Source organism: Pseudomonas sp. R3-41 (assembly GCF_054161485.1).
This window is the reverse complement of the sequence record NZ_CP096421.1, coordinates 2,872,037-2,893,171: the sequence shown is the minus strand read 5'-3', so window position 1 is coordinate 2,893,171 and position 21,135 is coordinate 2,872,037. Positions and strand designations below refer to the sequence as shown.

16 protein-coding genes and 3 pseudogenes are annotated in these 21,135 nt (G+C 61.6%); 6 read left to right on the top strand and 13 right to left on the bottom strand.

Going from position 1 to position 21,135, the window contains the following annotated elements; all coding sequences use genetic code 11:
- The first annotated feature begins 1 nt into the window (after window position 1).
- A complete protein-coding gene (glcF, locus tag M1D99_RS13180; RefSeq protein WP_434575760.1) occupies window positions 2–1,219 on the top strand; it encodes a glycolate oxidase subunit GlcF in 1,218 nt (405 codons plus the stop codon).
- Between the two features lie 20 nt (window positions 1,220–1,239).
- On the opposite strand, the gene arsJ is transcribed toward glcF, so the two are convergent.
- The 4 genes from arsJ to M1D99_RS13160 form a co-directional block, all read right to left on the bottom strand.
- The gene (gene arsJ, locus M1D99_RS13175; protein ID WP_434575758.1) at window positions 1,240–2,460 is read right to left on the bottom strand and encodes an organoarsenical effux MFS transporter ArsJ; all 1,221 of its coding nucleotides are present in this window, start codon (window positions 2,458–2,460) and stop codon (window positions 1,240–1,242) included.
- Window positions 2,461–2,469: 9 nt separating this feature from the next.
- Entirely contained in the window at window positions 2,470–3,474 is a 1,005-nt protein-coding gene (locus tag M1D99_RS13170) for an ArsJ-associated glyceraldehyde-3-phosphate dehydrogenase (protein ID WP_434575756.1), read from the bottom strand.
- A 370-nt stretch (window positions 3,475–3,844) separates the two neighbouring features.
- Window positions 3,845–4,474 carry a LysE family translocator gene (locus tag M1D99_RS13165; protein ID WP_434575754.1) on the bottom strand — a complete coding sequence of 210 codons (630 nt, stop codon included), beginning with the start codon at window positions 4,472–4,474 and terminating at the stop codon, window positions 3,845–3,847.
- Between the two features lie 85 nt (window positions 4,475–4,559).
- On the bottom strand, window positions 4,560–5,726 hold the full coding sequence (locus M1D99_RS13160) for an MFS transporter (protein ID WP_434575752.1): 1,167 nt from the start codon (window positions 5,724–5,726) through the stop codon (window positions 4,560–4,562).
- 95 nt (window positions 5,727–5,821) lie between these two features.
- On the opposite strand from M1D99_RS13160, the gene M1D99_RS13155 reads away from it, so the two are divergent.
- Complete coding sequence (locus M1D99_RS13155) at window positions 5,822–6,715, top strand: LysR family transcriptional regulator (RefSeq protein ID WP_434575750.1); 894 nt, start codon at window positions 5,822–5,824, stop codon at window positions 6,713–6,715.
- A 12-nt stretch (window positions 6,716–6,727) separates the two neighbouring features.
- On the opposite strand, the gene M1D99_RS13150 is transcribed toward M1D99_RS13155, so the two are convergent.
- Together M1D99_RS13150 and M1D99_RS13145 are read right to left on the bottom strand one after the other, a co-directional pair.
- Window positions 6,728–7,117 carry a MerR family transcriptional regulator gene (locus tag M1D99_RS13150; RefSeq protein ID WP_186729354.1) on the bottom strand — a complete coding sequence of 130 codons (390 nt, stop codon included), beginning with the start codon at window positions 7,115–7,117 and terminating at the stop codon, window positions 6,728–6,730.
- 45 nt (window positions 7,118–7,162) lie between these two features.
- Window positions 7,163–7,534: a carboxymuconolactone decarboxylase family protein gene (locus M1D99_RS13145; RefSeq protein WP_434576438.1), complete on the bottom strand. Its 372-nt coding sequence runs from the start codon at window positions 7,532–7,534 to the stop codon at window positions 7,163–7,165.
- 301 nt (window positions 7,535–7,835) lie between these two features.
- On the opposite strand from M1D99_RS13145, the gene M1D99_RS13140 reads away from it, so the two are divergent.
- From M1D99_RS13140 to M1D99_RS13130, 3 genes are all read left to right on the top strand, one after another.
- Window positions 7,836–8,360 carry a transporter suffix domain-containing protein gene (locus tag M1D99_RS13140; RefSeq protein WP_186706237.1) on the top strand — a complete coding sequence of 175 codons (525 nt, stop codon included), beginning with the start codon at window positions 7,836–7,838 and terminating at the stop codon, window positions 8,358–8,360.
- 184 nt (window positions 8,361–8,544) lie between these two features.
- Entirely contained in the window at window positions 8,545–9,564 is a 1,020-nt protein-coding gene (locus M1D99_RS13135; protein ID WP_231987749.1) for an HlyD family secretion protein, read from the top strand.
- Window positions 9,554–10,621 (top strand): hypothetical protein, encoded by a 1,068-nt coding sequence (locus M1D99_RS13130; RefSeq protein WP_434575747.1) that lies wholly within the window; start codon window positions 9,554–9,556, stop codon window positions 10,619–10,621. The genes M1D99_RS13135 and M1D99_RS13130 overlap by 11 nt, the downstream gene beginning before the upstream one ends.
- 5 nt (window positions 10,622–10,626) lie before the next feature.
- On the opposite strand, the pseudogene M1D99_RS13125 reads toward M1D99_RS13130, so the two are convergent.
- The 5 genes and pseudogenes from M1D99_RS13125 to M1D99_RS13105 form a co-directional block, all read right to left on the bottom strand.
- Window positions 10,627–11,019: pseudogene (locus M1D99_RS13125) on the bottom strand (ATP-binding protein); the annotation flags it as partial.
- A gap of 519 nt (window positions 11,020–11,538) precedes the next feature.
- Window positions 11,539–11,874, bottom strand: a pseudogene (locus tag M1D99_RS13120) (response regulator transcription factor); the annotation flags it as partial.
- Window positions 11,875–12,087: 213 nt separating this feature from the next.
- Window positions 12,088–13,137: pseudogene (locus tag M1D99_RS13115) on the bottom strand (sensor histidine kinase); the annotation flags it as partial.
- A gap of 1,289 nt (window positions 13,138–14,426) precedes the next feature.
- Window positions 14,427–15,524 carry a substrate-binding domain-containing protein gene (locus M1D99_RS13110; RefSeq protein ID WP_458131985.1) on the bottom strand — a complete coding sequence of 366 codons (1,098 nt, stop codon included), beginning with the start codon at window positions 15,522–15,524 and terminating at the stop codon, window positions 14,427–14,429.
- A 279-nt stretch (window positions 15,525–15,803) separates the two neighbouring features.
- Entirely contained in the window at window positions 15,804–16,703 is a 900-nt protein-coding gene (locus M1D99_RS13105; RefSeq protein ID WP_434575744.1) for a fatty acid desaturase family protein, read from the bottom strand.
- A 93-nt stretch (window positions 16,704–16,796) separates the two neighbouring features.
- Between M1D99_RS13105 and M1D99_RS13100 the strand changes: the two genes are divergently transcribed.
- A complete protein-coding gene (locus tag M1D99_RS13100) occupies window positions 16,797–17,870 on the top strand; it encodes an AraC family transcriptional regulator (RefSeq protein ID WP_434575742.1) in 1,074 nt (357 codons plus the stop codon).
- Between the two features lie 69 nt (window positions 17,871–17,939).
- Here M1D99_RS13100 and M1D99_RS13095 read toward each other — a convergent pair whose 3' ends face one another.
- Together M1D99_RS13095 and M1D99_RS13090 are read right to left on the bottom strand one after the other, a co-directional pair.
- The gene (locus M1D99_RS13095) at window positions 17,940–19,211 is read right to left on the bottom strand and encodes an OmpP1/FadL family transporter (RefSeq protein WP_458131984.1); all 1,272 of its coding nucleotides are present in this window, start codon (window positions 19,209–19,211) and stop codon (window positions 17,940–17,942) included.
- Between the two features lie 594 nt (window positions 19,212–19,805).
- Window positions 19,806–21,056, bottom strand: a complete 1,251-nt coding sequence (locus tag M1D99_RS13090; RefSeq protein WP_458131983.1) for an MFS transporter — start codon at window positions 21,054–21,056, stop codon at window positions 19,806–19,808.
- Window positions 21,057–21,135: the final 79 nt, after the last annotated feature.

Genomic DNA, 21,135 nt, shown 5'->3' with positions numbered 1-21,135 from the left:
CATGCAGACCACTTTGAGTGACGACGCCCGCCAGCTACCCCGCGCCGAAGAAGCCGAGCGCATTCTGCGCAGTTGCGTGCACTGCGGTTTCTGCAATGCCACCTGCCCGACCTATCAACTGCTGGGTGATGAACTGGATGGCCCGAGGGGCCGCATCTACCTGATCAAGCAGGTGCTGGAAGGCAACGAGGTCACGCACAAAACCCAGCAACATCTGGATCGTTGCCTGTCCTGCCGCAATTGCGAAACCACCTGTCCTTCCGGCGTCGACTACCACAACTTGCTGGACATCGGCCGGGCGGTGGTCGATGCGGCAGTGCCGCGCCCGCTCGGCCAGCGTCTGTTGCGCGAGGGGTTGCGCGGCGTGCTGCCCAATCCCGGGCTGTTCAAAGCGCTGGTGCGCAGTGGCCAGGTGTTCCGCGCGGTGCTGCCCAGCACGCTGCAAGTCAAGTTGCCGCGCAACGTGCATCCGGCGAAGCCACGACCAACCACCCGTCATGCCCGGCAAGTGCTCATGCTCGAAGGCTGCGTGCAACCGAGCCTGTCGCCCAATACCAATGCGGCGGCTGCACGGGTACTGGATCGGTTGGGGATCAGCGTCACCGCGATTGACGAGGCCGGTTGTTGCGGTGCGCTGGACTATCACCTGAACGCCCAGGCCACCGGCCTCGACCGTGCCCGCCGCAACATCGACGCCTGGTGGCCGCGCATTGAAGGCGGTGCCGAGGCCATCGTGCAAACTGCCAGCGGCTGCGGTGCCTTCATCAAGGATTATGGTCATCTGCTCAGCAGCGATCCGGCGTATGCCGACAAGGCCGCAAAAGTCAGCGCCCTGGCCAAGGACCTGGTTGAGGTACTGCGCGGCGAACCGCTGGATAAGCTCGGTGTACACGGCGACCAGCGCCTGGCCGTTCACTGCCCCTGCACATTGCAGCATGGGCAAAGACTCGGGGGCGCGGTCGAAGCGATCCTGGAGACGCTCGGATTCAACCTGACGCCGGTGCCCGACAGCCACCTGTGCTGCGGCTCGGCGGGCACTTATTCACTGACCCAACCCGAACTGGCTCGGCAACTGCGGGACAACAAGCTCAATGCCCTGGAAAGCGGACGCCCCGACGTCATCGTCACCGCCAATATCGGCTGCCAGTCCCACCTCGACGGTGCTGGACGAACCCCTGTCAGGCACTGGATCGAACTGGTCGAAGCCGCGCTGCCTTGACCGAAAAAATCGGAGGGGCTTCAAATCGCCTTGGCATGCCTGGGTAATGCAATGGAAATCAGCGCAGCCAGCAATACGAAGGCGCTTGAGATCCACAAGCACGTTTCCAGACCGTACATCTGATAGACCCAGCCGGAGAGTACGGTGCCCATCAGTCGTCCCAGGGCGTTGGACATGTAGTAGAAACCCACGTCCAGCGACACGCCGTCTTCCTTGGCATAGGACACGATCAGGTAGCTGTGCAAGGACGAATTCACCGCGAACAGCACGCCAAAGACCATGAGGCCGCCGAGCAGTACCGTCTGTGGCGACCACCCGGTGCCGAGCCCAAGGGCAATCAAGGCTGGCAGGCCCGCCAGGGCAAAGGCCCACCCAAAGGCTGCACGACCATCCGGCACATGCCCGCTTTTCTTGCCGGTGATGTGGGGGGCGAAGGATTGCACGATGCCGTAGCCCATCACCCAGGCCGCCAGGAAGCCACCGACCTTCCAGAAATCCCACCCAAAGACGCTGCTCAAGTACACCGGCAAGGCCACCACGAACCAGACATCGCGGGCACCGAACAGGAACATCCGCGCCGCCGAAAGAATGTTGATTGCCCGGCTTTTGGACAACAGATCCCGAAACCTGGGCTTGGCTTTGGCCTTGCCCAGGTCCTTCTTCAACAACATCAAACTACCGGCCCAGATCAGCGCCAGGACAGCCGCCATGGCCAGCAACGCACCTTTGAAACCGACCAAGGCCAGCAAGGCGCCGCCAAGAAAGAAGCCGACGCCCTTGAGGGCATTCTTCGAGCCGGTGAGGATCGCCACCCACTTGTAGAGCTTGCCCTGCTGCCCATCGGGGACCAGTAGCTTGATCGAGCTCTTGGCACTCATCTTGTTCAGGTCCTTGGCGATCCCCGACAGCGCCTGGGCCCCCATCACCCAAGGGATGGTCAGCCAGGCCAGCGGAACCGTGAGCATCAACAGCGCCGCGACCTGGAGGCCCAGCCCGATGTTCATGGTCCGGTTCAGCCCCAATCGAGCGCCCAGATAACCACCCACCAGGTTGGTGATCACGCCAAAGATTTCGTAGAACAGAAACAACGCGGCGATTTGCAGCGGGCTGTAGCCCAACGCGTGAAAATGCAGCACCACCAACATGCGCAGGGCGCCGTCGGTGAGGGTGAAGGCCCAGTAGTTGCCCGTCACGAGCAGGTACTGCCGCACTTCCGGAGCGAGGGCTGAGAAGGCTTTCATGGCCGCTCCTCAGACGGCCAGACCGACCAGCCTGGCCAGCTCGACGGTGCGGTTGGCATAACCCCATTCATTGTCATACCAGGCATAGAGTTTGACCTGGGTGCCATTGATGACCATGGTCGACAGCGCATCGATGATCGATGAGCGTGGGTCGGTGCGGTAGTCGATGGACACCAGCGGGCGCTCCTCGAAACCGAGGATGTCTTTCAGTTCGTTCAGGGAGGCATCCTTGAGCAGTTGATTCACCTCTTCGACGGTCGTGGCCCGCTCGACTTCAAAGACGCAGTCCGTCAGCGAAGCATTGGCCAGCGGCACGCGCACCGCGTGACCGTTCAGGCGTCCACGCAGCTCCGGGAATATCTCGGCGATGGCCGTGGCCGAGCCGGTGCTGGTGGGAATCAGGCTCATCCCCGAAGCACGGGCACGACGCAGATCCTTGTGCGGCTGATCGAGGATGCTTTGGGTGTTGGTCAGGTCATGGATGGTGGTAATCGAGCCGTGGCGAATGCCGAGTTTTTCGTGGATAACTTTCACCACCGGCGCCAAACAGTTGGTGGTGCACGAAGCTGCGGTGACGATGCGGTGCAACGCAGGATCGAACAGGTGTTGGTTGACGCCCATGACGACGTTCAAGGCGCCCCGCTCTTTCACTGGAGCGCAGACCACCACCCGCTTGACGCCCTGATCCAGGTAAGCCTGCAACACGGCCACGGTTTTCATCTTGCCGCTGGCCTCGATCACCAGGTCGCAGCCTGACCAATCGGTGTCGGCGATCGCTTTGTTGGCCGTTACCTTGATCCGCTTATTGTCGATAACGACGCTGTCGTCTTCGGCGCTGGCTTCATTGTTCCAACGGCCATGCACCGAATCGAAGTTGATCAGGTGCGCATGGGTCGCCGCGTCGCCCGCTGGATCGTTGATCTGCACAAATTCAAACTCTGGCCAGCTCCACGCTGCTCGCAGAGCGAGGCGACCGATCCGACCAAAACCATTGATGCCTACTTTGATAGTCATGTTGTTGTGCTCTGTCTCTGTTGTCCGCGGGGGGTGCCTGGCTCGGGTTGGCGTGGCCATTGCCACTTTCGGCCTATCGTTCGGAGGCGATACCAAGCGACCTAGTTTGCAGAGCACATGGCTGTGCGTCCACGAAATGCTTCGGGTCGGTGAACGCCTGCCCGCGCTGCACCGCCTCGAAGAGCTCGGGGTAGGCCCTGTGGCGAGGGAGCTTGCTCCCGCTGGGTTGCACTGTAGGAGCTGCCGAAGGCTGCGATCTTTTGATCTTTCGCTTGAGATTCAAATGTCTGGGGAAAGATCGCAGCCTCGCTTCGCTCGACAGCTCCTACAGTGCAGCCGAGCGACATCTACTGTCAGTACGGCATTCGGCTCAAGCCGGATTGGAGACAGCCAGCTTGAGCCCAAACGCGACAAAAACACCGCCCGTGAGCCGATCAAGGGCCTTCAGGGCCGCCGGGCGTTTCAGGAAATTGCTCAGTGGCACCGTCGCCGCCACCAGAATGCCGAACCAGGCCAACGTCAACAGCACATGTAACGCCGCAAGGAAGAAGGAGTAACTGGCCACGCTCGCGCCACTCGGGACAAACTGAGGCAGGAACGTGATGTAGAACACACCTATCTTGGGGTTCAGCAGGTTCGTCAATAAACCGCGGATAAAGGCGTCACGCGCAGAGGCAGCCACGCTCTCGCTCCCCTGCCCTTGCAGCGTTGTCCTGGGCCGCAGCAGCAGTTTGACGCCCAACCAGACGAGATAAGCTGCGCCGACAATTTTCAGCGCAAGGTAAGCCCACTCCGAAGCGTGCAACAGGGCGCCGAGCCCCAGTGACACCGCGGCGCCCCACACCAGGCAGCCGAGCACGATACCGAGGGAAGCCATCGCCGCCGAACGTCGACCGCCAGTTGCGGTAGCGCGAAGCACCATGGCGGTGTCCACGCCGGGGGTCACCGTGAGCACTGACGCAGCGGCGATGAAGGCAAGCAGCAGGGGTAGGTCGCTCATTTGGATGTCCATGGCAGTCGGCAGCCGGTCCGGCTACCCACTCTAATGAGCCACTTGGAGTCTGGTCAAACGGTCCGTGTATCCATCACACCGCCGCAGCCGCACCAACCCTTGAACGCCAGGCAAAAGCCAACACCATCAACAGCCCCAGGCCGGCCACTGCCGCTCCGGCCAGGGAAATCGCGGGATAACCCAACCCCGCATTGATCACCGCGCCGCCCAGCGCCGCGCCAATCGCGTTGCCGAAGTTGAAGGCACCGATATTCACGGCCGAGGCCAGGTTAGGCGCGTCCTTGGCGGCTTCCATCACGCGCATTTGCAGTGGCGGCACCAGGGCAAAACTGGCGATACCCCAGATCAAGATGGCAACCGCAGCAGGCAGCGGCCAACGCATCAATACGGTGAAGGCCAGCAAGACGAGGATCAGCACGCTCAGCGAAACGATCAAGGTGCGGTCTATCGAGCGATCCGCGGCCTTGCCGCCCCACATATTGCCCAACGTCAGCCCCACACCGAACAGCACCAGCATGGCGGTGATGAAAGGGGTGGATGCATGAGTCTCGCTGCTCAGGATCGCAGCGATGTAAGTGAAGACGGTGAACATCGCACCTGAGCCAACGACGGTCAGGGCCAACGCCCCCAGCACCGGACCACGACTCAATACTCGGATTTCGGCTAGCACACCGTTGCTTTTCGGCGCCGGCACATTGGGCAGGGCGAACCTCAACGCGGCCATCGCCACTACACCCAGGCCAGTAATCCCCCAGAATGCGCTGCGCCAGCCGAACAGTTCGCCAAACCAGGCGGCCAGCGGCACGCCGCCGATAGTCGCCAGGGTCAGGCCCATGAACATGGCCGCGACCGCGCCGGCACGCTTGTCCGGGGCGACCACGCTGGCGGCGACGATGGAACCCACGCCAAAGAACGCGCCATGGTTCAGTGAGGTCACCACCCTGGCGACCATCAGGCTGTAGTAATCGGTCGCCAGCGCTGACATCAGGTTACCCAGGGTGAAAATCGCCATGAGTCCGATGAGCAGATAGCGCCGGGGAATCCGCCCGGTGGTCAGGGTCATCAGCGGCGCGCCGAGCAGTACGCCAAGGGCGTAAGCACTGACCAACAGGCCCGCGGCGGGAATGGAAACGCCGAGATCGGCAGCGATGCCCGGCAACATGCCCATGGGGGCGAACTCGGTTACGCCGATGCCAAAGGCACCCATGGCGAGTGCGATAAGTGGTGGATTGATACGCATTGGAAGGCTCCTCATCTATGCCGCAAATGCTACGATCCAGCCTTTCCAGGCGGTAGATGGCATTTTTGGCAATCACCTTTGCTTAAGGAGCACAAATGGACTTCAACGGTCGCTCAGGTGAAATGGCCATGTTCGTCACGGTGGCGCAGGAAGGCAGCTTGTCGGCCGCCGCACGTGCATTGGGGCTGACCCCGTCGGCGGTCAGTCGCGTCATCGCCCGTACCGAACAACGCCTTGGCACTCGCCTGCTGTTGCGCACCACGCGAGCGATCACCTTCACCGCCGAGGGCGAGGCTTACCTGCGCGGCGCTCGGCGAATCCTGGCCGACATGGCCGAGGTCGAAGAAGCCGTCGCCGACCAGGGCGTGCCCAAGGGCCGTTTGCGGGTCAGCGCCGCCCTGGGTCATGGGCGGCAGACCATCGTTCCTCTGGTGGCAGCCTTCAGCGCCCGTTACCCGAATATCGTTGTCGACCTCACCCTCGGCGATGAAGTGGTCGACATCCTCGGCGGCCAGGCCGACGTGGCGGTACGCTTTGGCCATTTGCCCGACAGCCCGCTGACCGCGCGCAAGATCGGCGACACCGGTCAGGTGGTCGTGGCTTCGCCCGAGTATCTAGAACGCCATGGCACACCCCGGGAACCGGAAGAGTTGCTCCGGCACAACTGCCTGCGCTTCAACTTCCGGCGTGCCGAACCCAACTGGCCGTTCACCCGCGACGGCAGAGCGTTTTCCTTGAAGGTCAGCGGCAACATCGAATGCAGCAGTGGTGAGGCACTGGCACAACTCGCACGGGTAGGTGCTGGCATCGCGCGTATCGGCGATTTCACCGTGAGCGAGGACCTGCAGCGCGGCGACCTGATACCGCTGCTGGAAGAATGGAACCCCGGAGACCGGGAGCCGATCCATGCGGTGTTCGTCGGTGGCTCGGCGATGCCGGCGCGGGTACGCGTGTTCGTGGACTTTCTGCTGGAGCATCATCGGATGTGAACAGCCGCCCTCCTAGAACAGGTGCGAAACATCCTCCCCCGTTTCAAGCCCACGGTAATAATCAATCTTGACTTGCAATGCAGCCACGGCGTTTTGCATGGCAACCACTTCGGCTTGTACCTCCTGTAAATGGCTCTCCAGCATCTGGCGGCGTTGGGCGACGGTGGAATCCCCGGCGCTGCGCAGCTTGGCGAACATCTGCATTTTGCCGATGGTCATGTGAGTGGTGCGTAGACGCAGCAGAAAATCAAGCCACGCCATATCAGTCGGTGCATAAAGGCGTTGCCCGCCGGCCGCTCGGGCGACCGGTGCCAACAGACCGATGCGTTCGTAATAGCGCAGGGTATACGCCGTGAGGCCGGTACGCTTGGCGACCTGATTAATCGTCTGGTAGGCGTTCATAAGCACTGTCCTTGGCCATCGGTGTTGGTCATGCAGAGGCCCCATTCACTGGGGACGCGCGGCGATCTTGATGCCTCGTTTGGCGAACACTTCCCGCGCTGCGCTAATGCCATTCAACGCGCTTGGAAAGCCAGCATACACCGCCATCTGGATGATGATTTCAACGATTTCCTCAGGTTGACAACCGACATTCAAGGCTCCCTCTATGTGCACCTTGAGTTGCGGTTGCGCGTTCCCCAACGCGGTGAGGGCCGAGATGGTTGCCAGCTCGCGTGTGCAAAGCGCGACGCCAGACCTGGAAAACACATCACCGTAGGCGAAATCGACTATCCACTCACCCAGCTCGGGCGAAATATCGCTCAGCGAGTTCACCACGGTGTTGCCGGTGGCTCCGGTGATTTTTTCCAGGGTCTCCATGCCCTTCGCTCGTCGACTATCCGGCTCAGTTGCCGGCGCTACAGTTACGCACGCTGAAAGCACGAGCCCGGTTGCAACGCTAAGTTTTTTAAATGTCATGGCCTATCTCCTTGTTTAAGCCGCACAACGGAACTGGCCGTTTTGGCGGTGCAACAAGAAGGCTATTGGTTAGAGCGCGCTCTAAGTCAAGCGCCTGGTGCCAGGGGACTGTTGTTAAAAAAACGCGGCGACAGTCCAGCTGCTAAGCTCAGTTTTGCTCCAGACCATACCCACAATAATTTCTAAACGAAGGTAAGGCAGCATGACCACGGCTCAGCCCCCGGCAACGTCAAAGTCCGCGAAATGGCGCTTCAAGCTAGGCATCGCCATCCTTTGTCTGATGCTCTCGCTGTGGTTGTTGGTGCCGCTGGCAGCGGCTGCGGATGTGCCCCGCTCCACCATCGCGGCGATCACCGGCGCACTGTTCATTATCAACAAGGTGCTGTTGCTGCTAGTCATCGCAGTGATGGGCAAGGCGGGTTTCCAGGAGCTCAAGCAACATGTGTTCGGCTACGTGTCGGGCCTTGTGCCCAGCGCCGAGCTGGAGGTCAGCGTTACCCGCCACCGTATTGGCTTGGTGATGTTCTGCTTGCCCTTGGTGTGCTCCTTTCTCGAACCCTATGTCGACGCTTTCGCACCCGGCCTGCGTCCCAATAGCTGGGCATTGCAACTGCTTGGCGATGCACTGTTGGTGAGCAGCTTCTTCGTCCTGGGTGGCAATTTCTGGGAGAAATTGCGCGCGCTGTTTATCCGCACCGCACGGGTCACTAGCGCTGACCCGCTCTGAGCCAACGCCCGGACCGCCTCCCCCCGGCGCGCTGTCAGTTGTTCTTGAAATGCCATGAGTTGCAGGTGCCGATATGCCCGGAACACAGAATCCGCCCGTTTCCTTCGAGCCAGAGCGCCAAACTGAACCGCCGCCTGAAAAGCCTGCGCCAGCCAATCCTCTGCGACGCATTGCGCTAGGCGTTGTGATATTGATTGCCGTGCTGTTCACCCTCTCCATTTTCATGGAGCGACGCACGCCCTCGACGTCACAAGCCGTGGTGCAAGCTTATGTGGTCGAAATGGCTGCCGAGGTGGGGGGCCGTGTGACAGAAATCGCGGTGCTCGACAATGCCCGGGTGAAGGCCGGCCAGGTGCTGTTTCGTATCGACCCGCAACCCTACAAGCTTGTCGTCAACGAGGCTGAAGCGCGACTGGAGGAAACCGGCCAAACCTTGGGTGCCAGTACTGCCTCGGTGGATGCCGCCCAGGCACAGCTGGTATCGGCGCGGGCGCAGCGCGACAACATACGCGAGCAAGCCCGGCGGGTGAATCAACTGGTGGAGCGCGGTGTGTTCGCCCCCGCCCGCCAGGATGAATCCAAAGCCTCGCTGAGCTCCGCCGAAGCGGCCGTGAGCAAAGCCCAAGCCGACCTGGAACGGGCCCGCCAGCAACTGGGGCCCAAAGGCAACGACAACCCGCAATTCAAGCAAGCCCTGGCCGCGCTGGAAAAAGCCCGGCTGGATCTGGTGCGTACCGAAGTCATTGCACCCGCCGATGGCGTGATCACTAACCTGCAACTCGCCATTGGCCAAGTCATCAGCGCTGGCCAACCGGCACTGACCTTCATCGACAGGGGCACGGTATGGGTGTCTGCGGCCTTCAAGGAAAACAGCCTGGAGCATGTGCAGGCTGACGACCCGGCGGAACTGGTGTTCGATGTCTTGCCGGGCCGGGTATTCAAGGGCCATGTCGAAAGCGTTGGCTGGGGTGTCGCACAACAAGATAGCAGCAACGCCGCACTGCCCTCCGTGCGCAATCAGAGTGGTTGGGTGCGCGACCCGCAACGCTTTCCCGTACGCCTGATTGTGGAGGAACCGCACCCGATCGGCCCACGTTACGGCTCGCAGGTAACCGTGGTGATCTATACCGATGACAACCCCATGACGAACGCGCTGGGGGCATTGATGACACGCCTGGGCGCCTGGCTGAATTATGTCAATTGATGGGTCAATCGATGGGCAAGCGGCGCTGGAACTGCTGCGGATCAAACGCCAGGGATTGCGCGTCGCCCTGGCCGTGACCGTAGGCTTGTGCACGGGTCTGGTCCTGGGTGACATCCTGCCCTTTCTCGCGCCCTTGTTTGCCACCCAGTTCCTCTTGGCCAGCCGCCGCGCGCCAGCGTTATCCCAGGGGTTGATCACGCTGCTGGTGAGTCTGCTGACCGGCGCGCTGCTGGTGGGTATGACCGGCATGTTCGGTGAGCGGCCTTGGGTGCTCCTGCCGTCGCTGTGGCTGTTTTATTTCGCCTGCTTTACCGCCCAAGGCCGACAACTGGGCGGCGCGGGACCGGCGCTGATGCTGGTGATTGCCATTGTGGTGCCGATGCTCGATACCGTGCAGCGCGATCTGGGCGAGTCCATCGTGCTCGTTCTGGTCAAGGCGGTCAGCCTGGGTTTGCTACTGACCTGGGGCGCCCATGCGCTGCTGCCCGACCCTGCGGGTGAACAGGCCGACCCGCAACGCGCTCAGCCGCGCGAGCTGACGCTGGTGATTCGCCAGGCCATGGCCAGCGCGGCGATTTTGCTGGCCATGATTGCGCTGTGCCTGAGCGATCCACGATTGGCCACAGCGATGGTCGTGCCCATCACGGTGGCCTCGTTGCTTAGCCAGCTCTCTCTGGACATGAGCAGCCGCAGCGCCTTCGGGCTAGTGATGGTCAATCTGCTGGGTGGGGTCGTGGCTTCCTTGGCCTTTACGCTGTTCGAACTGCGGCCGACCTTGTGGCTGGTGGCGCTGATCCTGCTGCTGGTCAGCCTGCTGTTTGCCGGCAACGCCGCCATGGGTAACACCGCTGGCAAGGTATTCGGCGGAGGGCTCATGACGTTCCTCATCTTGTTCGGGCTCGGTGTATCACCGTTGCCGACAGAAACGCCCCAGCTGTTTTCCACCCGTATCGCCTACGTGCTGTTTGCGGTTGTCTATGCCGTTGGCCTGGCCGCGCTGCTGTGGCCAAGCGCGCGCGTGCAGCAGCCCATCGCAGCCACCAGGTCGGGCGGGTAAAACCTTCACTCATGGGTCGCGGGCATATCGTCGACCGGCTGGATGTGCCGGTTCGGTGTGCTTCGCTGGCTCAGCGAAGCATCAAGAGGAATATCGAGGGTAAAGGTTGCGCCCTGTCCCGCCCCGTCGCTGTGCACGGTCAAGCTGCCACCCATTTCCTGCGCGGCCAGCGCGCAGCTGTGCAGGCCGAAACCGTGACCGTCTTTGCGAGTCGTGAAGCCATGGGAAAAAATACGCTTGAGGTGCTCAGGCGCAATCCCATTGCCGTTGTCGGCCACCGTGATGCGCAATGCTCCGTCAGCGAGGAACGCGCTGAACGTGACGCATGGGCTGCGATCGACCACGCTGTCCAACGCCTGCCTGGCATTGTTGATCAGGTTGACCAGAATCAGCAGCACCCGATGCCGGTCCAACGGCAGCAGGGGCAAGTCGGCAAGGTCCTTGACCACCGTCACCTCCCGGCGCGCCAGTAATCCCGCACTCATGCGCAAGGCATCGTCGATCAGCGCTGCGACTGGCACTGTCTCGACAATACTGACGGCGACGGCATAGGACTGCTGGGCCGCGACAATGGTTTTGATGTGGTCAATGCCCTTGGTGAGTTGCCCGAGTTCTTCGATGATGCCCTCTTGCTCTTCCGTCACCACCTTCGCCAGCTTGAGCAGGTAATCGGGCAGCATCTTTCCCTTGTGGTCGTTGGTGAGAAAATCGCTCAGGTCGTGGACGTGTTCGCTCATCAGTTGAGCCACCTTGCCCAGCCCCTGGGCCTTGGAGGAACGCATCTGACTGCTGACCAGTTCTGCCGATACGTTCACGCTGTTGAGGACATTGCCGACGTTGTGCAGCACAGTCGTGGCGATTTCGGCCATGCCCGCCTGGCGGGATTTTGCATGCAGTTCGGTTTGCACCTGGCTCATGCGTAGCGCCGCGCGCACTCGGGCCTTGAGCTCCAGCGGCGAAAAGGGTTTGGCGATGTAGTCATCGGCGCCACTCTCCAGCCCGGAGACGCACGCCTCGCTACCACCGCGGGCGGTCACCAGGATCACGGGCAAATGGGCAAAACCGGCGCTGGCCTTGATCCGTGCGGTCAGGCCAAAGCCGTCAAGCTTCGGCATCATCACGTCCGAAACCACGACATCGATGGCTCGAAGCTGCAGCAGTGCCCAGGCCTGCTCTCCATCCGTTGCGGTGGCGACCGTATAGTCGTCGTGCAACAGTTCGCTGAGATAGCTGAGCATTTCCGGGCTGTCGTCGACCACCAGTACTTTGGATCGCAAGGCATGTTCCGGGGGCTGCTCGTCGTCTGTGCCTGGCGTCGATGCCCGGTCGTTGCGACTGCCCTGGCGGCCGTCGTCAAAACGCAGGTGGCGCTGCTCTATTGTGCTGGTTGTGCTTGGCGACGATCGCTCGTGCATAGGGCTGGCTTCGGTCGGCACAGTGTGTTGCTCAGCCCCCAGCGGCAGCCGGACAAAAAAACACGAACCTCGTCCGGGCTCGCTGTTGACGCCGACTTCGCCCCCCATCAGTTCGGCCAGGTCCTTGACCAGGGCCAGGCCAATGCCTGTGCCGCTGTAATGGCGCGTGGCGGAATTGTCGATCTGGGAAAACCGCTGGAACAGCAGCGGCAGTTTGTCCGGCGCAATGCCAATCCCCGAGTCTTGCACCGCGAGTTCGAATCGCTCGCCATCCATTGGCGTCACGGCCAGGTGCACGGTGCCGCCAGCGGGCGTGAACTTGATGGCATTGCTGATCAGGTTGAGCAGAATTTTCTCGAAGTGTCGGGGATCCAGGAACACCGTGCCGAGCGCGGGATCGATGCTGCAGGTCAAGGTGCAGCCCTTGCCCTCAGCCACCATGGCGGCATCCTCGGCCAGCACCCCCACCACCGTGTTCAAGTCAATGGGCGTTGGGCACAGTTCAAACTTGCCCGCTTCGGCCTTGGAGAAATCGAGGATGTCATTCACCCGGTTCATCAAGCGCAGCGCATTGCGTTGGGCGCGTTCGATTTGCACCCGCCAGTCCACTGGCGGGGTGGTCGCTGCCGAAAGCTGCTCCAGCGGGGCGAGAATGAGGGTCAGCGGAGTGCGCAGTTCGTGGCTGACCGTGGCGACGAAATCACTCTTTGCCTGGTTAGCGGTCTCGGCCTGGTTGCGCGCCTGAATGAGTTCGACGGCTTGCGCCTCCAGCACTTCGGTTTGTTGGTGCAGCGTGTCGGTCCGTTCGGCGACCATTCTTTCCAAAGAGGCCTGGACTTGCTGTCGTTCGGCCTCGGCCTCGGCCTCCAGCACGCGGATGCGCAGGGCATTCTCCTGGAACACCCGTACGGCGCGGGTCATGATGCCAATCTCGTCGCCGCGTCCGGCGCTGGCGATCTCGGCGTTCAGGTCACCGGCGGCAAGCCGGCGCATGACCGAGGCCAGGGCCACGATGGGCTGCGCGACAAATCGCGACGTGCTCCAGGCGATGGCGCCGGCCAGCAGAATGGCAACGGTGCCCGCAAGTATCGTCGCAAGCATGCTGCGATCATTGTGGATCAAGGCGTCGGAGCGCGCTTGGCCAGCGAAGCGCGCCACCAACAGGCCGGCGCCCCGTGCCTCGTTGCGAACCTGATCGCGCGCGCCGCCCAGGGCATTGCTCGCCTGATGGAACCTGGCGAATGCCGCCCGGTAACCGGCAATCTGATCGCTGACCGTCAAGGGCGTAGCCTTGGCTTGCAGCCCCACGGACGAAGGGAGCACCCGAGAGAGGCGGGAAAGTTCGTCCAGGATGGCACCGACCGAACTGGCGATCTCGGTCGACGGTGACAGGCGAAACGACAAGGTCTGCGCCTCCAGGGTGGCGACACGCTCGGCGAAACGCTTGGACAATGCGGCGGCATTGTGCAGCAAACCGGTGGCTGCCTGAATGTCGCTTGCGTCATGGGCGACCTGCCCCTCCACGTCAGCGAGCATTGTCTCGAGGCGCTCAACCACATCCCCGACGACAGCGAGATGCCGCAAAGCCTCGTCCCCCCGGAGCTTGGGCGCTTCGCCAAGATGCTCGACCGCCCGGCTGGCAGCAGCGAGTGCCGTCGCCAACTGGCCCAGGGCCTCTCGCTCCTGTGGCGCCCCCATCATTTCACGCAGTTGTTCGACCACGGGCTGGAGTGCCGCGCCGGCACTGCGCGCCGCAGTGCCGGCCGCCCCGTCACCGGTCACCAGCACCCTGGCCACATTGGCGGTGATGATCCGTTCGCCGTTGCGCAGGGTGTCCAGGATGCGATGGGCACTTTCGATATTGCCCGCCCGCGCCGCGTGCTCAACGGCGCGGGACTCAACCCCCTTCAACCCATCGGCGATGCCCTGTTCGACCAGGAGGGTCGCCTCTCGCATCCGGCCGTAGTGGGCTGTCATGTTTTCCGTTTCGCCCTCCATGGCCAGGCTCGCCGCCCGCAAGGCGGCGATCGCCGCGGCGAGCCGTTCCAGACTGCCCTTGAGCGATTGCGCCTCGGCCACCGGAATGGCGGAAAGACCGGCGATAGCCGCCGCCACCATGCCTTCGGCCTGGGACAGGCTTTCCTGGTCGCGGGTGGCAATGAAATTTTCCACCCGTCCGGTGGCCCCGTTGACCGAGGCCAGGATTTCCGCGGAATGGCTGGCGGAATCCACCGCACGTACCATGCCGCGCAGGCCGTAGAGGTTCACCAGCGACACCGCCAGCATCAGGAACACCAGCGCGGCGACCGCCAGGCCAATCCTGACGGCAATGGGCCTGTCTGTGGCGAGTTGGAATGTCACCATGGCCCCTCCCCGCTTCCCGCGCGCCACTACTGTTTGGTAATTTCCGGCAAAGGCGTGGGCGAGGCCTTATTGTCGATGGCCGCGTCGATCATCGCCGCGACGGAAGCCTGGCTGTAGAAAGGATTGGCGGCACCGCCCACCGGCATCGTGGCGAGCCAGGCGTCCAGGTCTTTCCCATCGATACGCACCAACGGCACCTCGACGAACTTAGGCACCTGCTTGCCCGCCAGGATCTGCTGGGCCACCCAGAAACCCACCTGGGAGACGCTCGGAGAAGCGGAGACAGAGACGGTCTCGTAACCATTGGCATCGCGTTCCTGTTTCCATAGGGCGAGTTCATCCTGGCGGTTCCCCATCACGATGATCGGCAAGGGGCGCCCCGCCGCCTTGAACGCCATGGCCGCGCCATAACCGTCGCCCCCTTGAGTCGCGACGGCATCAATGCCCGGCAGCGACGGCAGCGCCAGCGCCACCTCCTTGCGTGCCACGGAAGCCGTCCAGTTCCCGTACACCGTCTTGGCGAATTTCAGGCCTGGGTAATCGCCAGCGGCCTTGCGAATACCGTCGCTGATATTCTTATCGGTGGCATCGCCGGCAATGCCGCGAATCTCCAACAGCGTTCCGTTCCCCTTGAGGCGCTCGGCGATGTAATCGATTTCCACGCGGCCCATGGCGGACCAGTTGTAGTCCACGGTATAGACACAGCTTTCGGTGACCAGGCTGGCCATCACGACCACCACGATGCCGGCGTTGCAAGCGTCGCGGATCACCCCATTGAGGGCCGTGTCGGACGCGGCCAGGATAACGATGGCGTTGGTGCCCTTGACGATCAAGTCCTGGATATGGGCCGCTTGTTCCGATGCGGAGTTATTGGCGCTGACCACCGGAGCCTCCCGGATCAAGCCATCCTTTTGCGCCTGGGCCGCGATCTCCTGCCAGTTGCGCACCATGACTTTGCGGAAATCGCTTCCCGCGTAGGAGTTGCTGAAGGCAATGCTATAGCTTGCGGTCGGGCCGCCGGCGATACCGCCCTCGGCCGCTTGGGCTGGAGGGGTGGCAACCATCGCCAGCCCGGCCACGCAGCCGGCGAGGCGCCACACGATATGGGATACCAAGCCGCTCATTCGGCCACTCCTGAATAGAACCGAGCAGGAAAAAACAGGCACATACAGACTCCTTTCTTGGGCGGCCGATAATTGAAACCAGTACATTGCTGCAGTGGCAATGAGCATAGTCTCAACATGCCCGCTCCGCGCGGCCATGGAGAATTTCAGCCAACTGAGCGATCCATCGCTCACAGTGGCTACGGCACCGGGAGGTCTCCATCTCAACCGGCTCCACGCGGAGCAATTGCTTTACCAGCAGCCCGCCACCCAGTGGCGAAGAAGATGTCGCACCCCTTGTCATTCAGGACGTCGAGCAGCTTCGACATTGCGTCGATTGAAGGCGCCGATCATCGGTGTACCGTGAGCACGCATGATCGGCTCGATACGGCGGTGCAATGCGTGGTAGCGATAGAACGGCACCCGTGGGAACAGGTGGTGCACGGAGTGCAGGTTCTGGCCGAGCCAGAACCACTCCAACGGTTTGATCCATCCGGGCATGATCAGGCTGTTGGTGTTCCGGTAACGCGTGGACTCCTGGTAGGGCACGTGGGGGCGATAGGCGAACCAGTACGCGACGAAGTACCCACCGGCCAAGTAGCCGAACACCAGTAGCACCCAGGTATGTTCTCGCTCAATGAGCGCAATGAGCGCGGCACGCCAGCCGATCGCGAACAGCACCTCTGCAATGTAGGCTGCCTTCACCCGCCGTGGAGCGGTCGGCCAATAATCGCGGAACAAGAAGGTGTTCTGGACCCACAGGAAACGAAATCCGCACGCCAGGAAAGCGAGAAATCCACCGCTCATGCCATTAACGACGTAGTCCGGATCCTTGTCCGGCTGGTTGGTGAAACGATGATGGGTGAAATGCTCGACCTTGTGAGTAGAGAACGGCACCATCATCAAAGGCGCGACCAGGTACCCACAAAGATCATTGAGCCACTGCAGTCGATGATGAGCACCGTGAATATTGCCGTGCACAGCCTCATGCAGGGGTGTATAGGACATGTAGGTGACAACGGCATAGATCAGTGTCGCCGTTGGCAGGGACAACTGACCTGTCGCGAACAGATAAAAATCGCCCATAAGCGATGTCCACACCAGTAGCACCAGTGCCATCGTCGGCCAGGCCAGTTCAGTGGTGTATTCGCGTGCCGTGGCAACGGCTTTTTTATTCAGCGCGTCGAGATCCTGATCCATGGTCGTCCTCCCGGGACGTTCTTATTGTTGGTGGGTTGCGCAACCTTAGTCGGTAGTCATGTACCCTCAGTAGGACCTGGGACGCCTATTGCCATGCATTTCTGGCCAGGCCGTATCACACCGTTGTTTTTAGAAGTTTTCGGCATGGGCATACCAAAGCACGCGATCTTCAAGCACCCCGTGGCCATCAGTCAGGTGATGGTGAATTTCGCTGCGCGCTATGGCGTCGATGCGCAGACCTGCCTGCTGGGCACCGGCATCATCGAAGCGCAGCTGCGGGACGCGGACGCCCTGATCGCACGTGAGCAGGAGATGCGCCTGATCGAAAACCTGATGCTGGCTTTGCCGGACGTTCCCGCGTTGGGCTTCGAGCTTGGCCTGCGGTACAACGTGGCGACTTTCGGCCTTTGGGGGTTTGCGCTGCGAACCAGCCGCAATGTGCGCGAGGCCGTTCAGTGCGCCCTGCGCTACCTGCCGCTGAGCACGGCGTATTGCCGGTTGGAGATATTCTGCGATCAGCATGAATACGGCACGAGCGTCGACGCCTCAGCGATCCCGCACCACCTGCGGCAATTTCTGCTGGAACGAGACATGGCGACCAGCATTCGCCTGTTCGACGAGCTCGCGTTGTCGGGATTGCGCCTGCTACGGCTCGAATTTCAAGGCCGCCCGCCGGCGCACGCGGACCGAATCGAAGCACTGAGCGGCATTGCGCCGCACTATGGCTGTTCGCGCAACGCCATCGTGCTGCGTCGGCAAGATGCGGAGTTGCCGCTGCCGATGTACAACGCACATCTGGTCCGGTTATTGGAAGAGCAGTGCCGCGCGCAACTGGAGAGACGGCAAGTCGGCGGCGTCACCGGCCAGGTCCGACAACTTCTGTTGGGGGCAACGGGACTGGCAGCGTCCCTTGAAGAGGTTGCCAATCAGCTGGCGATGGCGCCGCGCAGCCTGCATCGCAGGCTGACAGAGGAAGGCACTACTTTGCGCAAACTCGTCGAGGCGGAGCGTAAGCAACTCGCCGGGCAACTGTTGGGAAATACCGAGATGAAGCTCGAGGACCTAGCGTTTCAGCTTGGCTACGCTGATGCTACAGCCTTCGCGCGCGCGTTCCGGCGCTGGTTTGGACAGTCGCCGAACGCGTATCGGAAAGTCTCAACGCGGTGAGCGCGCCTAAAAGACCGGGAGGCAACAGGTGCCACCCAGTCGTTCAGTTCCCGTAACGCGGCAGTCCCATCAGAAGCGGTAGCTGACCGAAGCACCCAGGCCATTGGCGCTGTTCTGATACTTGGAACGGTAGGCACCCCGGGTCGCTGAGGTGTGGTTGACCTGCACGCTCTCCTCCTGCAGATAAGAATAAGCGACGTCGACCGTGACATCTTCCACCGGTGTCCAACCAGCACCGAAGCTGATCACCGAGCGGTCACCCGTGGGAATACGCGGTCCGCGATTGGTGTTATTGGCGGGCGACTGGTCGACCGACAAACCTGCGCGAAGCACCCATTGGTTGTTCAACCGATACGCCGCACCGATGGCGTGAGCCCAGGTATCGTGCCAATTCTGCTCTTCGGTAATGGTGCCGAGCGAGCCGCTGAGCAAAGGAGGCAATCCCGAGTTCTCGATGGTCAGTTCCTTGAAGCGACTCCAACGCGTCCAGGTGCTGCCCGCATACAGGGTCCAATCAGCGTTGAGCTGATGAGTCACCGAGAAGTCCACCGATTCCGGGGTATCCACATCCAGCGAAGCGTCATAGCTCTCGCCACTGACGCCCAGCAAGCTGAAAATCCCATCGGTGACCTTGGTCTTGGCGTCCAAGTGGTAACTGACCTTGGAATGGTAGGTCATCCCCAAACGGGTTCGGTCGGTAGCCTGTACCAGGATCCCGGCGTTGAAACCGAGGGCCGTGTCGTCGCCAGTGCTTTTGAGTTTTCCATCGTTGCGACCAGGGCTCAGGGGATTGGGCACCATTCCCGATATTTCACCGCTGATTCGGTTGAGGGTGGGACCGAACCCAATCGAGACTTTGTCGTTAAAGGCATAGCTGACAGTGGGCTGGAACGTAAGGGTCGTGACCTCGCTTTTGTTGGCGTAATAACGCCCGGCAAAACCGCTGCCGTAATCGGTCATCAGACCGAAAGGAACATAAAAACCAACACCGAACGCCCAGTGTTCATCAATGGGCTTGACGTAGTAACCCATTGGCACAGTGGTCACTGGCACCATATCGCCGTCCTCCTGGCCACCGAAGGTGCTGCTGGTTTGGCTTATGTCGGACTTCGCGAAAAGCATCGCCGCGCCGACACTCACCTCCTCTCTCTTCAATCGAGACATGCCTGCCGGATTGCCGAAAACGGTGCTCGCATCTTCAGCAGAGGACGAACGACCGGCAAACCCCGAACCCATCCCGCTGATGCTTTGTTCATTAAGAGCGAATCCGCTTGCAAGCACATGAGAAGTTGCGAGCAGAGCGGCGAAGCCCAGTGGGGTCTTGAGCGTTATTTTTTTCATTATTTGAACTCTTGAAACAGCAGCTGAGGTGGATGGAGCTCGTGACGAATTGCTGCAGCAACTGGGCAAAGCTGGGCATATCAGCGCTCTCTGAACGGGCTGACAGTGATCCCCGTAGAGACCTGCCCTGGAAAAAACCGGAGGCCTGCCGCGGCGCTGATTCATGGCGATCCCTCGAGACAGACGCGTCATATTTATTCATGTGACCATTTGTGTCAATAGTCACAACCCGAACAAATAAAGGGCTTGTTGCGGCATCGCGCCGGCAGGGTACGCGTTTCTCGGAATAGGCTGCGCAGAAGGGGTTCGGAGGCAATTCAGAAGCGTTGCCGACTCAAGACAGCACTGAAAGCGAAGGCGGCTCCCTTGAACATGCATGCAAGGTGGTCCCGGTTTTCAGCGCCCTGTTTAAACTCAATCGCCCACGGCGGAAGGTGACATCAAACTGCCTGTACATTTTTTGAACGCCCGTTAAAACGCGCTGCCTGCCTGGCATCAGCGCGGTTATCCACAGACATACTCACGGATTTCTTGGATAACTAGGTCGCCGTTATAACACCGCTTCTCAGAAACCGGCGCGGCTGAGAAGCAGGATCAGAGGTGCAGCGCGGGCCTGGCCTGGGCATTGCCATGGGCAGAAGGAACCCGGACCCGCAACGCAATCAGCAACGCGGCCAACAGCATCAGCACAGCCGCCGCCACGAATACGCCGGTGCTGCCACCGAGGCTGAACATCGCACCGCCAGCAGCGGCGCCTGTTGCGATGGCCGACTGCACGGATGCCACCACCATGCCCCCGGCGCTTTCCGCCTGGTCAGGTACCGCGCTCGCGACCCAGTTCGACCATGCCACCGGCACACCACCAAAGGCCAAGCCCCAGATCGCCAGCAGCACCGCCTGCCCCGGCACCGAGGCCGGCAACAGAACCAACGCCAGTGCTGCAACGCCCACCAACGTCGGCATCAACACCAGGGTGGCCAGCGGGCGGCGCTCAAGCAGCCATCCGGTTAACAACGTGCCGCCAAAGTTCGCCACACCGAAACCCAGCAGCATCAGCGACAACCCTTGGGGGCCGATGCCAGTGGTCCCTTCGAGGAACGGCCGGACATAGGTGAACATCGCGAAGTGGCCGCTGTGCACCAGCACACAACCGAACATGCCCATGGCGATGCCCGGGCGCTGCAGCACTTGCAGTACAGTGCGCAGGCGTGCCGGCCGGCGCGGCGCAAGGCGTGGCAGCGTGAACGACTGGAAAGCCAGGGTCACCACGCCGACTGCCGCCGCTGCAAAGAACGCGCTACGCCAGCCATATAGCCCGCCCAGGTAGCTGCCCAATGGGACCGCAACCACCGTCCCGACGGCAATGCCGCTGAAAATGATCGAGAGCGCCCGGGGCAACAAAGCACCCGGCACCAAGCGCATCGCCACCGCTGCCGCCATGCTCCAGAACCCGCCAAGGGCGATACCCAGCAAGATACGCATGACCAGCAGCACCGCGAGACTGGAGGAAACGGCGACCAGTAGATTGGAGGCGATCATCAACGTGGAAAAACCCAGCAGCACCCAGCGGCGGTCGATACCCTGGGTAAGGCCTGGCACCAGCAGGCCAGCGAACAGTGCGACCACGGCAGTGACCGTTACCGCCTGGCCAGCCAACGCTTCGGACACCCCCAGGTCGGTCGCCATGGGCGTCAACAGGCTGGCCGGAAGGTACTCGGCGGTCAGCAATCCAAACACGCCCATTGCCAACGAAAACACGGCCATCCACGCGGGTGTCACAGGTTCTGCATCCGCCCCGGCGCCGCGATGGCTGTCGGATACGGCATTACAAACACAGTCAGTCATTGCTCGGGTCTCCCAATTCTCATTGCGACCCGCAGTCTAGGCGTGCAAATCTGGATGATCTATGATCAAGAACCTCTAT

Coding starts and splice junctions, on each gene's coding strand:
- glcF (WP_434575760.1), top strand. CDS start 2: ATGCAGACCACTTTGAGTGACGACGCCCGCCAGCTACCCCGCGCCGAA.
- arsJ (WP_434575758.1), bottom strand. CDS start 2,460: ATGAAAGCCTTCTCAGCCCTCGCTCCGGAAGTGCGGCAGTACCTGCTC.
- M1D99_RS13170 (WP_434575756.1), bottom strand. CDS start 3,474: ATGACTATCAAAGTAGGCATCAATGGTTTTGGTCGGATCGGTCGCCTC.
- M1D99_RS13165 (WP_434575754.1), bottom strand. CDS start 4,474: ATGAGCGACCTACCCCTGCTGCTTGCCTTCATCGCCGCTGCGTCAGTG.
- M1D99_RS13160 (WP_434575752.1), bottom strand. CDS start 5,726: ATGCGTATCAATCCACCACTTATCGCACTCGCCATGGGTGCCTTTGGC.
- M1D99_RS13155 (WP_434575750.1), top strand. CDS start 5,822: ATGGACTTCAACGGTCGCTCAGGTGAAATGGCCATGTTCGTCACGGTG.
- M1D99_RS13150 (WP_186729354.1), bottom strand. CDS start 7,117: ATGAACGCCTACCAGACGATTAATCAGGTCGCCAAGCGTACCGGCCTC.
- M1D99_RS13145 (WP_434576438.1), bottom strand. CDS start 7,534: ATGGAGACCCTGGAAAAAATCACCGGAGCCACCGGCAACACCGTGGTG.
- M1D99_RS13140 (WP_186706237.1), top strand. CDS start 7,836: ATGACCACGGCTCAGCCCCCGGCAACGTCAAAGTCCGCGAAATGGCGC.
- M1D99_RS13130 (WP_434575747.1), top strand. CDS start 9,554: ATGTCAATTGATGGGTCAATCGATGGGCAAGCGGCGCTGGAACTGCTG.
- M1D99_RS13110 (WP_458131985.1), bottom strand. CDS start 15,524: ATGAGCGGCTTGGTATCCCATATCGTGTGGCGCCTCGCCGGCTGCGTG.
- M1D99_RS13105 (WP_434575744.1), bottom strand. CDS start 16,703: ATGGATCAGGATCTCGACGCGCTGAATAAAAAAGCCGTTGCCACGGCA.
- M1D99_RS13100 (WP_434575742.1), top strand. CDS start 16,797: ATGCATTTCTGGCCAGGCCGTATCACACCGTTGTTTTTAGAAGTTTTC.
- M1D99_RS13095 (WP_458131984.1), bottom strand. CDS start 19,211: ATGAAAAAAATAACGCTCAAGACCCCACTGGGCTTCGCCGCTCTGCTC.
- M1D99_RS13090 (WP_458131983.1), bottom strand. CDS start 21,056: ATGACTGACTGTGTTTGTAATGCCGTATCCGACAGCCATCGCGGCGCC.